The following is a 12,488-nucleotide window of genomic DNA, read 5'->3' as shown; positions in this document are numbered from 1 at the left end:
ATAAGGAAAGAGAAGTAATTATAAAGAAAAGAAATTTTTATAAGGAAGGAGAAGTAGGAAGAAAAGATGAAAGAGAAGAAACTAGCAGTAAAACAATTATCCTAAAAATCCGCGAACAAACGCAGCACGTTCAATATTCTCTTTCACAAGAACAGTATTTTCTTTACCCAGATCATGCATAATCAAAGTGGTTATTTTTTTGTGCGCAGGATTAGAATCACAAGGAAACAGCTCTTTCACGCGAGCAACAACAGCATGAAGTTCATGAGGTAAATACAGGAGATTTTCTTCGTTCAAATACGGCATAAACGATTGGACGTCATTCTGAAAAGAAGGATAGACTGCTTCAATTTTTTCAATATCTTTTTCAGAAATAGCGTCAAGTCCTAAAATTTCAGGAGGAAGTCCTGCTGAATAAAGAGAACAAACAAAAGGAATCGCACGAGGGAGATGAATCTTCCCCTCACCCTGACTTCGAGAGTATCCAAACAGACCAACATGCAGCTTTCTTTTACGTCGGGAAGGAACATATGCGGACATTTTGTTGATGAATGGCGCAAGAAGCGCGACCTGTTTTTGATACGCGTGTTCCATTTTTTCGATAAGAGGAAGAATCTGTTCTTCGTTAACAGGAAGTGGCTGCGTGCGCTTCGAATTGTTTAATGTTTCTACTGCAGATTGTACCTCTGCAATAGGAGAATCGTAGCGGAAAGAAGATTGCAAAGTAAACGTTTGAACACTCGGATACGCTTTGAGAATGTTTGGAACAGTGCTGGGACGAAGGTTCCCACGAAATGGTGCGCTTCCTGAACCAAGAATAGGATAAAATTCCATGGATAATTTTTCCTGAAGATGATGCAGTCGTTGCAGCGCGATTTTCTCAATCAACACGGTCGCGGTAGAAGAATAATTTAATGCTGGATCACTGCGTGCAAGCCAAACCCTCTGAAAATCAGTAATTTTTTGGTGCTGGACATATTTTTGCACAATCGCGTCTGCGTGGAGCATGCTTTCTTTATCTTCAAGAAGAGGAGTAACGCGAATTTCTTGAGGGAGAATATCACCAATCCATTCTTTCACAGTCACATCACCAGAAGTGACAGGAAGCATTTTTTTGCCCACAACAAAGCGTTTGTAATATTCGCGAACACGAATCACATCTTCTGCCTGCGTGACCATAGGAATAAAAACTTCGTTGATAGGAGGATGCGCGTGGACAGCGTCTTCTCCATAAAAGAGTTTCGCGACATCATAATTTCGCGGAATGCTTTCAAGAACTTCAAGAAGTATTTTTGCTTCATTTTTTTCAACAGCTGGATTAGGAATGCGAACAGTAAGCTGCTTATGCTTGCCAAGAACGTGTTTGGTAAAGTATGGTTCGTACGAGGTCAATAATTTTTTGACTACATAATTGTCCACCTCTTTTCCCTCGCAATCCCACAACTGTTCATCGCTTCCAATGTGACTAAAAGAATAAAATGCTTCTTTGACTTCATCGTCGCCGTGAAGAATTGCATTCTGCGCAAAAAATGGTTGAGAAACATTATCAGGATGTTGCGTACACATCGTGCGAGAGATAAATGGTTTTGTCATGGAAAAAACAGAACTATCATAAGTTTAAAAAGTTAATGAATTACAGAATTGCAGAACTTCTCAATCCTGTCGCACCCTTCTTTAATGACATCCAAACTCGTTGCGTAAGAAATTCTAAAATATCCTTCTGCGCCAAAAGCAGAGCCAGGAACTGTTGCGACGAGCGCGTCATTGAGCAACTTCATGCAAAAATCCTGGCTAGAAAGGGGAAAATCAAATTTGACAAACGCGTAAAACGCTCCTTCTGGAGGCAAGAGCGAGAGTCCTTTGACTGCGTTCAAACGCTTGTGGATGTAATTTCGCCGCTCGGTAAACGCGCGCAGCATTTCTTGAACACAATCTTGATTCCCTATCAACGCTGTAAGAGCTGCTTTTTGCGCGATAGAATTTGGACAAGAAGTCATTTGGCTTTGAAGCGCATCCATCTTTTTCACAAGTTCTTTTGGTCCCGCAAGATAGCCAATTCTCCAACCAGTCATAGAATATGTTTTAGACACAGAATTCACCACAAAGGTGCGTTCAAAAATATCCTTCCCCAATGAAGCAATGCTTGGATTTTTATTGCCATCATAAAAAAAGAATTCATACACCTCATCAGAAACAACAAAAATGTTTTTCTTAACGCAAAGCGCTGCAATTTTTTCTAATTCTTCTTTTGGAATAATTGCGCCTGTCGGATTTGAAGGAGAGCCTAAAATAAGCAATTTTGTTTTTTTGGTCATTTTTTTCTCCAAGGCTGCTGCGGTCAGATGAAACGCGGCATCTGTTTCGCAGAAAACTGGAACGCCATCGGCAAGCTTCACCATTTCAGTATAGCTTGTCCAGTAAGGAACAGGAATAATGACTTCGTCTCCTTTGTTCAAAAGCGCAAAGAAAATGTTCATTAGACTATGCTTTGCGCCATGAGAAATAAGAATTTGGTCAGGAGTATAAGTCAATCCATTATCACGCTGTAGTTTTACGCACACCGCTTTCTTAAGATCTGGAATACCACCAGATGCGGTGTAATAGGTAAAGTTATGTTTCATCGCGCGAAGCGCTGCTTTTTTAACTGCGCGAGGAGTGGGAAAATCAGGTTCTCCAAGAGAAAAATCAACAACATTTTTTCCTGCTGCTTTGAGTGCTTTCGCGGTTGCGCCAATCGCGAGTGTTGCGCTTTCCTGCACATTTTCCGCGCGTTTTGAAAGGATGGTCATAAAGATCAAGAAACAATAAAGAAAGAGGGAATAAAAAGATTTGCATTTATTTGACCAAAACCTATATAAAACGTTTCCTACTTTCAAAAGGAAAGTGGGCCCGTGGTTTAGCCCGGTATAACGTTTCCTTGACGTGGAAAAGGTCCCCGGTTCAAATCCGGGCGGGCCCATTGTTTCTTATTGCCCGTGTACAAAAAACTATTTTCTTCTCAATAATCCAACCAACGAAGCAAGAGTAATACCCCCTAACCCATTGAAAATAGTATCAAGAATTGCGTTGCGCCATTCTCCTTCATCACCAATACCAAAGTAAAAGAACCCCTTTCCGCTACCGAGAATCCCATAACCCAACCATTCAATAATTTCTCCTATTGCGCCGACACCTAATGCGCAGAGAACAACAATGATAAAGCGTTTGAAAAAAGGCAGTTTTTCAGAGAGAATCCTATCAAAAACAAGCGCAATGGTAAAGCCAGCGATAAAATGCATATAATGATCAAAGCGAATGCCAAAGGGACTTGTTCCATAAAGATGCAGATTATGAAGAATAATGGTAAAGGTCACAAAAAACCAGCTCACGCTGTCTTGATGGAACATTTTATGATAATGATAGAAAAGAGCATAAAGAAGCAAAGAAACAATTGCGTCTAAGAAAAGATCGGGTTCATCATACAGTCTGTAGACAATAAGAAGAACGAAAAAGATAAAGAGACCAGCGTAATAAATCGTGCTTGGATGAACATATTTTTGCAAAAAAGGTTTAGTCATGCAATACTTCCAGTGAAACGAAGATTTAAACCTTTGGGTCAAAAATTACAAAACATTTAAAATGCGAGCAGAGTTTTGATAGAAATTAAAGTAGAGCATGTACACATAATGTTATGCCCTCGTAGCATAGTAGCCATTGCGTTACCTTGGTAAGGTAAAGGTCGTGGGTGCAACTCCCATCGAGGGCTTTTCTTTTTCCAAATACCTACTGCAGCGTCCCAATTCTTCTATTTTTGCTCACGTGATTGCTGACAATCCCATGTTTATAACGACCACAACCTAAGAAATAATTTCCACATTTCAGAATAACAAACGCAGTCACATCACCAAAAGGAATCTCCAAGTCCTCTCCAAACATCCATCGTTTTGCAGAAAGAAAATCAACCTCAATGACATTTTTAGAAGCATGGGGACCAATCAACTGGCTTGCTTCAATGCTCAAACGAATCTCGCCATTTTCCATGACTTCACAAAAATATAAACCTAAACTATTGAGACGGAGTTTAGCATCCGCAACAAGTGCAAAATCTCTATTCACAAGCGCGACACGACGCTGATTGTTCATGAAAAAAGCATAATCCAAGGATCCTGTAAATCCCCATTGCTCGTCAAGCTGCTCAAGAATACGTTTTACTTCTTTGCTGTTCAAAAAACTGCCGTTCATCTACATCCCCCATGTTGGATTTTTACGGCGCATAATTTCCGCAATCTCTTTCATTGCTGCGATTTCTTGAGGAGTAAGTAATTTCAAATATTTCTTCAGTGCCAAAAATTCACTTTCTGGATGGAAAGTATACAAAATGTCGCCTTCCTGTACTTGCCTGCCAATAGTAATATCTGGAAGAGAGATCGCTAACTGCATACCTTGCTTTGCTTCAGTCACGTTTTTCTTTTCGTGCTCCATGGATTTTACATGCGTCACTTGTTCGCCTTCTTTATTCATCAGGCGTGCACCTGATTTGAGTGTTCCCGCAAGAATATCTGCGCCAACAACAGCAGGATTATTTTTTCTAAAAATGTGGTTAGGCATAATCTGAAATTTCGATGGTCGAGCAAGATCTTCAAGTCCAGAAGATGCCGCCTGCTGACTTTTTGCAAGAAACCATTTTTCAAAATCATCAATGAGTTGATAGATAACGGAATGACGGAAAATAGTCACGTTAGTTTCTGAAAGAGAGGTCTCTGCGTCTTTATCCACTTGAACGTTAAAACCAAGAATTGCTGTATACTCTGGATGTTTATCAAAATTTGCCTGCGCGTCCATGATTTCTTTTTTAGAAATTGCGCCAATAGTCGCGCGTTTAATTTTAATTTTTTTCTGACGAAGCAAGAATAATAATGCTTCAAGAGAACCAAGCGCGTCTGCTTTCACAACAACACCCTCGTTATCTGTTTCCACAACAACTTCATGAATTTCTTTTTGAATTTCTTCCCGGACTGCATCAAGGGTTTCCTCAGTTGCTTCATACAACGGCATGCCCGCAACTGCTTTTTCAAGTCCAGGTGCAGAAATTTTAACGCCAGTCGCCGCAGTTAAGCTCTTAACAGAAAGAAATTTTCCTTTCACATCGCGCATTTCTTTAAGCGGCTCAGGAACAAATAACGCTTTGACTTTTGTGACGAGTGGTTCAGCGAGTGTTCCAATGACAATCGTATCACCAACATCAAGCGTTCCATCGTAAATAATCGCGTCAACAGTGATGCCAAGTCCTTTATCTTCTTTGACTTCAAGAATTGTTCCTTTCGCGGGACCTTTAACTTCGACTTCTAGTTTTTTCGCGAGATATTTTTGCACAAGCCCTGTAAGAACCATCAATAATTCTGCGATTCCAATTGCTTTTTTTGCGCTGAGGGGAACAATTGCGATTTGTTTGGTGTAATCGCTGACACGATCAAAGCGATCGGATTCAAAACCATGCTCAAACACTTTTTCTACAATCAGATACAATTTTGTTTCAATCTGTTGTTGTGTCTCTGGGTTTTGGCCGCTGATTTGCTCGAGGAGCGAACCTGGTTTATCCTGCCATCCACGGCAAAGATCCAATTTATTTAACGCAATAACAAAAGGTGTTTTGAATTTCTTGAGAATTTCAATTGCTTCAATAGTCTGTGGCATTAATCCTTCATGCATGTCCACCACAAGAACAGCGATGTCTGCAAGGTTCCCTCCACGTTTGCGAAGATGCGTAAACGCTTCGTGTCCTGGTGTATCAATAAAAAGAAGACCTGGAATAATAAGTTTCATTCCTACTTTTTCAAGGAGTTTGCCGCACGTTCGATGAATAGTTTCCTGTGGAACAACGCTTGCGCCGATTGCCTGAGTGATTGCTCCTGCTTCACGATCAACGACAGTGGTATTTCTGATAGTGTCAAGGAGTTTCGTTTTCCCGTGGTCAACGTGCCCGAGAATCGTGATGAGTGGTTTGCGGATCATAGGAGAGAAAAATGTGAAGATGTTTTTAAATGTTTGTCAGATCAGTGTCCTTTATATAGTAAATGCACCAATTATAATAATAAAATAGTGCGTTTACTATTCCGCGGACGCAAGACAAATTAGAATAATTAATTGCGTCCGCGATATCCAAATTTCTTGTTGTACGAGTCATGGTCAAGAATATCAACGATGAAAACAATAATTGATGATTCATCATTTGTCAATGTGTAAATCATTCTCCAAAAAAGAGGAAGTTCCACGCGAAAGAGGTTTGTTGCGTTGTGTTTAATTTTATATTCCACAGGAATAAGTTTCTTTGCAAGCGTATCACCATAATTGCTATTTTGTCTTAATATCTCAACTTTATGATAAATGCCCTGAAAAAGAATCCTTGCTGTATTATTAGTTAATGCTTTCTCAGAAAGGGAGTCATAAAATAAGAGCATATCAGGAGCAAGCACCACGCGAATGAATTTTTTCATGAATAGAGAAACGAAAAAATCTGTTTATAAAACTAGCAGAAAAATGATTTACAAAATGTATATTTTTGGAATCATAACTCTCTTCCTTTCGCTATTGATGCCCACAATTTAGGGCTAGGATTATAAAGCCAAACAATACCTTTCAAACCAACATCAATTTTATTGCTTTCTTCCAAATATTCAAGAACCATTATCAACGTGTTGTGATTCACTTGTTTTGGCAGTGCGCGCTTCAATTCCGAAATAGTCATCACGCTATCGGGCATGTTTTGTAAAGCTTTCTCCACCATTTTTATTGTTTGTAATGTTGGTCCTTGTTCGAGTTTTTGTGACAGATTAATCACCTTTAGGTATGAATTAATAACAAAGAAGAATGAATTAATATTTAAATGTTTTGATAAAGAGTAAACAAAAAAGAAAATATTACTGAAAAACACCAGCAGGAAGATAATTCAATTTTGGTTCTTGATAAAAGAGCATCGTATCATGAATTTTAATGAATTTTCCAAATTTATTGCGAAGATCAAGAATAACTTGACGAAGTTCACCAGAATTTTGCGCAAGAACCGCAAGTTCAATAGTCCAGGGAGCAAGGGGTCGATAAACCGCATTGATAAGAGGATGCGCTTTGAGATAGTGAAGAAACGCGGATTCTTCTTGTTTGGTCGCTTGGGAAAAAAAGAGTTGAACATAATATTGCTCATAACCAAGAGCGCTTTTTTTAGGATAAAGCGTAAAACTTTTGATAACCCCATTTGCCTGAAGTTTTTTGAGACGATTTTTTACTGCGTTTGAAGTGATTTTAAGAAGCTTTGAAAGAGAAACATAATCCAAACGAGCGTTTGCAGAGAGCAGCGAGAGAAGCTGCTTGTCAAGAGTATCAAGAGAAACTGTAACAACGTTCTTTTTCTTCTTCAATAATTTTGGAGAGAGATCTTTCCGAAGAGCATCTTTCTTAAAACCATATATCTTTGAGGGATAATGTTCAAAAGAAAGTAAAGGAAAAATAAGATGCTCAGAAATACAAGGTCCAAAACGATGGAGAAGCTGATCTAAAAAAGATTGAATCTCATTGATGTCTTGAGCAAGGAAATCAAGAATAACGCTCCATTTACCTGTAGATGTTGTTGTCCAGGAAACAAAAGGAAAAATAACAATAAAAGAGAGTATCTGTTCTTCCTGTTTTTGATCAACATCCTGAAAAGCAAGATAAATGAGATGTCTCTTGTAGCCAAGAGCTCCTTCATCTATTTCTGTGACAAACGCTTCGATAATTTTATTGTCAATAAGACGCTGCAACCTATACCAAAGCGTATCTTTCCCTATGCGAAGCTTTCGCGAAAGAATAGAGACAGGAAGTCTGCTATTTTCCGAGAGAAGAGAAAGAATTTCTCTGTCTTTTTGGTCAAGAATCGGGTCCATTTTAAATAAAATGCATTTAAAATATAATAATGTATCGTTTTCTTTAAATAAAAGAACAGAAGATTAATGAATATGAAGAATAATCACTCAATAATGGAGAATAAAGAGAATAAAAAGGATAAATACGTTTTTGGCTGGCAAGAGAAGTCATCAGCGCTTGTAGGAATAGGTCCCCATAGAGCTTTTTTTGAAAATACAAAGGAAATATTCGCACCGCAAGTAAAGGAGCATTTTGTTTTTTGGAAAAACGGACAAAGTCATACATATTTTTCCAAGAAAAGCATTGCAAGGTGGAAGGAAGAAGGGGAAAAGTTTGAAGAAAAAGGATATTTAAAAAAATTTCTAAATGAAGCAGCAAGTATAAGACAAGAGTTTGGAGAATTCATAAAAAGAATAGAGAACAAGGATGTAGGAACAGGGTCAAATAGAGAGCTTCTAGAGGACTTCAATGAATATTACCTAAAACTCCAAAGAATACAAGCGCTATACATGGCAAGTCAGCCAGAAGGAGTGGATTTTGTTAATACAAAACTAAGCGAGCTCTTAAGAAAAGAACTGCGAAAAGAAGATATAGAAGAAGAGCATAAAATAATCACTTCGTCATCTGAACTGGATTTAATCCAGCAGGAAAGAGTTGACTTCTCAACAATAAAGGAAACAGACAAAGGAACAGAAGAAGCAGTAAAAGAGCATGCAAAAAAATATCCTTGTTTTTTCTTTAACACCTACAAATGGGAATCTATCCTCCTCTATTTGCAACAAAGAAAGAAGCAAATGACTACAGAAGAAAGCAAAGAAGAGATAGAAAAGATATATGCACAAAAGAAAAATATGGAAAAAAAGAAGCAAGAGCTTCTTCTTACTCTTTCAGATGAAGTGAAAGAATACGCAACTATTCTGATGAAGTTAGGACATGACCGACTCGAATTGAAGAATTGTTGGAGTGGCGCAGAACTCCTCGCGCTGAATTTGTTTCAAGAAATACAAAAACGTATAGGTCTGCCTCTTGAGGATTTTTTCGCGACATACACAGAAGAGGACATAGAAAGTGCGCTTCTCACAGGGAAAAAACTATCAGAAGAAGAAATCAAGAAGAGAAAGCAGGCAATGCTCTACAAAATTGACAATGGTACAGTAACATTCAAGTCAGGAGAGGAAGCAGAAAAAGAAATAAAACAATTAGTTGGGACACAAGATTTTTCAGAACAGTCAGAAGTGAAAGGAATGGTCGCGAATAGTGGAGTCATTAGCGGAAGAGTTCGTATAGTTCTAATAGAAGACATTGAAAAATTCCAGAAAGCATTGAATGAGTTTGAAGAAGGAGAAATTCTCATCACAACAATGACCTCTCCAAACATGGTTCCGCTGATAAAAAAAGCAGCAGGAATTATCACAAATGAAGGCGGAATTTGTTCTCATGCCGCGATCATCGCGAGAGAAGTAACAACACCAAGAAAAAAACCGTGCATCGTCGGAACAAAAGACGCGACAAGGATTTTCAAAACAGGAGAATATATTCTTATGAATAAAGAAATGGGAAAGATCAAGAAGATAACAAAAGAAGAACATGAAGAAATGAAAAATAAATTACAAGAACAACTCGAAGTTGGGGGTAACTAAAATGACACAACAGACAGAACAGACAGTAAGAGTAGATATAACAAGACATGGATATTGTGATTATAATAATTATCTTGTTATTGAGGATGGCGGAGACGCAAACAGATATGTTGATTACCGTAGTCAAGTCCCTGATTTAAGACAAAAACATCCGAAAGGAGAAGATATTACTTTTGCAAGAAAAGCAGCAGAAAGATTTGCCAACTCTGTTAAGAAAGATGAATGCGTTGTAATTATTTCAAGTAGAGAAATGCGAGCATATCAAACTGCAGGTGAATATGTACTGGCATTGGAAAGAGAAGGAAGAACTGCTGTGGACATGAGTAAAATGTTTGCAGGAAAACAGTATCCAGTAGGAATTAACGCAGCAAAAGCTGCTGAATTTGAAGAGAGTGGTGGAGTAATTACACTTGATCAAAGAATAGTTCCTGTTGATTTTGCATCTCTTTTCTATAAAGCAATGTGGGCGCAAGATATGATGGAACCTCCTGAAGGGTGGCATAACACAACATTTGCAGGGCTTGATGAGTCACAAATACCTGCCGCAGCAAGAAGAGACTACAGATTAGCGAGAGAAATAATAAGAAAAGTCTACAACAAAGATCCTGAATGGGCTAACTGTGGTTGGGGAGACAATTGGGCAAGATTCCATAAGTTAGAACCATTTAGACAACACATTCCTTCTGTTGATGAGAATACACAAAGAATGACAGACGGCTTAATCGCAATAGTAGAAGGAAAGTATGCGCCAAAAGAAACAGGTGGTCTAAGACCAAGATATCTTGTAGTAACACATGAAGAAAATGTCATTGGCTTCACACAAACAGATTTTGGAACTTCAAGAGTCCATTACTGCGACAGACTTGCGTTAGACATACCCTTGGACAGAACGCAATTAATGAGTGGAACATTTAAAGACGCAACAAGAAAAATGGCGCACTTGTACATTGCGCATCTGTTACAAAAATAAGTTTTTCTTTTTCTTTTTTTACCTTGTTATTTCCTCATCTTCTTACCCCTTCTTCATTATTGAACCGAACTTTTTTAAACAAATACTCCTTTTTCTGCAAAATGCAAACAATCACTGAAGCATCCGCGACAATCAAAATTCCAGAAGAAACAAAGATTTCCAAACAGATGGAAGTCTTTTACAATCCAAGAATGAAAGCAAATAGAGATCTCACGATTGCAGTGCTCAACGCTTGGGAAAAAAATAACCTACAAATCGCAGATCCTTTCGCAGCGTCAGGAATCAGAACAATCAGGATCCTCAAAGAGTGCAAAAAAGAAAAAGTGGAATCCATTTGGCTCAACGATCACAGTCCTGATGCAATAGAACAAATAAAAGAAAATCTGAAGCAGAACAAACTCGACAAAGACAAACGAATAACAATCGAACAAAAAGACGCGAACATGTTTCTCCTTGAATCTCATGGATTTGATTATATTGATCTTGATCCGTTTGGATCGCCAGTTGCGTTTCTCGACAGCGCGTGCAAAAGAATTGCGCGAGATGGCATTCTCGCAGTCACTGCGACAGATACAAGCGCGCTCTGCGGCGCGTTTCCAGATGCGTGCAAGCGAAAATACGCGGCAACACCATCGCATTCCCCAATGATGCATGAGATTGGATTACGAATTCTCATAAAAAAATGTCAGGAAATAGCAAGTCAGTATGACCGAGCGTTGTATCCGCTTTTCAGTTATGCGAAAGATCATTACATGAGAGTCTTCTTCGAGTGCGAAAAAGGAAAAACAAAAGCAAATGAAATTATGGATCAACACAAGATAATAAGAGTGGGAGATACTGAAGCAGGACCATTCTGGACAGGAAAATTATGGGATGAAAAGTTCATCAAAAACATGAAAACAGAAGAGGAAGAAACAAAGAAATTCCTTGATATCATCAAAGAAGAAACAAAAATAGAACAAGTAGGGTTTCATGAAATCCACGCGCTGTGCAAAAAAAACAAACTCCAAATCCCCCAATACAGTCCATTAATGAAAGCAATAAAAGACGCGGGCCATAAAGTCTCAAGAACGCATTTTTCTTTAAACGGCATGCGATCTACTATTACTGAGAAAGAACTTCTTGAAATAATAAAGAGAATAAAGACAAAGTAAAAATAATCCCAATGGTTATCCCATGCCTGAAGGCATGGGCTTTTCCGTGGGGATTATTAAACATGTGAACTTACGGCTTCATCCCCGCACTAAAGTGCGGGGCTTTCGCCGAGTTCCCATGTAAAAAAGAGAAACTAAAAAGAAGAGAATAAAGAAAACAAGTAACTATCCAAGTGCACGGCTGACAGCAGTGACCATAACAGACTCAACATGATTCAATGCAGAAATTTTTTCTTCAAGCGCGTCAGTTGATCCTTTGTCTTCGTCAGCAGTAATAGTGATAATCAAAGCTTTTAATCCAAAAGCAACAGGCTGTATTTCATGTTTGTGCAGCTTTGCGCCAGATGCTGTTACTTCTTTGTCAACTGCGTCTCGTAATTTATCGAGATCAGTTTCTGGAGAAACAGGCATGATTTTCAATTCAACAATAACAAGTCCCATTATTTCACCTAAGCAGGTCCAACAAATGAACATTCAGGACATGTGTATTGAATAGCGGTGTCTCTGCATTGTTTGCAGCGAACAATTTCGTATTTAGAACACTGAGGGCACTTGAAAACTGCGCATCCAGTACTATTTGTCTGGCTTTTCTTACAAGAATTGCATTGTAATTCTTTTTTCATCATAAATCACCTGTTGTGGATAATATTCTACCGAAACAAGCACTCCTTTTTAAACATTGTGCTTGGCATGTTGGTTTAGAAAGCTCCCGCCGCTGGCGCCGACGCGACGGGGGTTGTCCCTTACGGGGTGTCGCGTAGGGTAAAATTCGCAGAATTTTACCCGTAGGCAGCCAGCTGCGGCGGGATGTAAAAAAGGTAATGGTCTTTTCGTCACTATTCTATAAGT

The 12,488-nt window shown here is 38.7% G+C and carries 12 protein-coding genes and 1 tRNA gene; 4 read left to right on the top strand and 9 right to left on the bottom strand.

All coding sequences use genetic code 11. The annotated features are described in order from the left end of the window. Positions 1-96: 96 nt before the first annotated feature. A complete protein-coding gene (ppcA, locus tag HZC31_08745; protein ID MBI5003444.1) occupies positions 97-1,566 on the bottom strand; it encodes a phosphoenolpyruvate carboxylase in 1,470 nt (489 codons plus the stop codon). 59 nt (positions 1,567-1,625) lie between these two features. Next, positions 1,626-2,789 (bottom strand): pyridoxal phosphate-dependent aminotransferase, encoded by a 1,164-nt coding sequence (locus HZC31_08740; GenBank protein ID MBI5003443.1) that lies wholly within the window; start codon positions 2,787-2,789, stop codon positions 1,626-1,628. A gap of 96 nt (positions 2,790-2,885) precedes the next feature. Here HZC31_08740 and HZC31_08735 point away from each other — a divergent pair. Next, positions 2,886-2,959, top strand: a tRNA-Val gene (locus tag HZC31_08735). A 28-nt stretch (positions 2,960-2,987) separates the two neighbouring features. On the opposite strand, the gene HZC31_08730 is transcribed toward HZC31_08735, so the two are convergent. The 6 genes from HZC31_08730 to HZC31_08705 all read right to left on the bottom strand — a co-directional run bounded on the left by HZC31_08730 (position 2,988) and on the right by HZC31_08705 (position 7,895). After that, positions 2,988-3,557, bottom strand: a complete 570-nt coding sequence (locus HZC31_08730) for a hypothetical protein (GenBank protein ID MBI5003442.1) — start codon at positions 3,555-3,557, stop codon at positions 2,988-2,990. 205 nt (positions 3,558-3,762) lie between these two features. Further along, entirely contained in the window at positions 3,763-4,221 is a 459-nt protein-coding gene (locus HZC31_08725; protein MBI5003441.1) for a hypothetical protein, read from the bottom strand. Continuing rightward, entirely contained in the window at positions 4,222-5,991 is a 1,770-nt protein-coding gene (gene infB, locus HZC31_08720) for a translation initiation factor IF-2 (protein ID MBI5003440.1), read from the bottom strand. A 128-nt stretch (positions 5,992-6,119) separates the two neighbouring features. Beyond that, positions 6,120-6,473 carry a hypothetical protein gene (locus HZC31_08715; protein ID MBI5003439.1) on the bottom strand — a complete coding sequence of 118 codons (354 nt, stop codon included), beginning with the start codon at positions 6,471-6,473 and terminating at the stop codon, positions 6,120-6,122. 71 nt (positions 6,474-6,544) lie between these two features. Then, a complete protein-coding gene (locus tag HZC31_08710) occupies positions 6,545-6,763 on the bottom strand; it encodes a hypothetical protein (protein ID MBI5003438.1) in 219 nt (72 codons plus the stop codon). A 133-nt stretch (positions 6,764-6,896) separates the two neighbouring features. Then, a complete protein-coding gene (locus HZC31_08705) occupies positions 6,897-7,895 on the bottom strand; it encodes an Lrp/AsnC family transcriptional regulator (GenBank protein MBI5003437.1) in 999 nt (332 codons plus the stop codon). 93 nt (positions 7,896-7,988) lie between these two features. Here HZC31_08705 and HZC31_08700 point away from each other — a divergent pair, with 93 nt between their 5' ends. From HZC31_08700 to HZC31_08690, 3 genes are all read left to right on the top strand, one after another. Further along, positions 7,989-9,515 (top strand): hypothetical protein, encoded by a 1,527-nt coding sequence (locus tag HZC31_08700; protein ID MBI5003436.1) that lies wholly within the window; start codon positions 7,989-7,991, stop codon positions 9,513-9,515. 1 nt (position 9,516) lies between these two features. After that, positions 9,517-10,485, top strand: coding sequence for a hypothetical protein (locus HZC31_08695; GenBank protein MBI5003435.1), 969 nt, complete (start codon positions 9,517-9,519; stop codon positions 10,483-10,485). Positions 10,486-10,586: 101 nt separating this feature from the next. Continuing rightward, positions 10,587-11,639: a hypothetical protein gene (locus HZC31_08690; protein ID MBI5003434.1), complete on the top strand. Its 1,053-nt coding sequence runs from the start codon at positions 10,587-10,589 to the stop codon at positions 11,637-11,639. A 165-nt stretch (positions 11,640-11,804) separates the two neighbouring features. Here the strand turns inward: HZC31_08690 and HZC31_08685 are convergent, their stop codons facing one another. Then, the gene (locus HZC31_08685) at positions 11,805-12,080 is read right to left on the bottom strand and encodes an elongation factor 1-beta (protein ID MBI5003433.1); all 276 of its coding nucleotides are present in this window, start codon (positions 12,078-12,080) and stop codon (positions 11,805-11,807) included. Between the last annotated feature and the right edge of the window lie 408 nt (positions 12,081-12,488).

The organism is Candidatus Woesearchaeota archaeon (genome assembly GCA_016214075.1).
Classification (GTDB): Archaea; Nanobdellota; Nanobdellia; order Woesearchaeales; family DSVV01; genus JACRPI01.
Note: the sequence above shows the minus strand (reverse complement) of the source record. Positions and strands in the feature narration are given on the sequence as shown.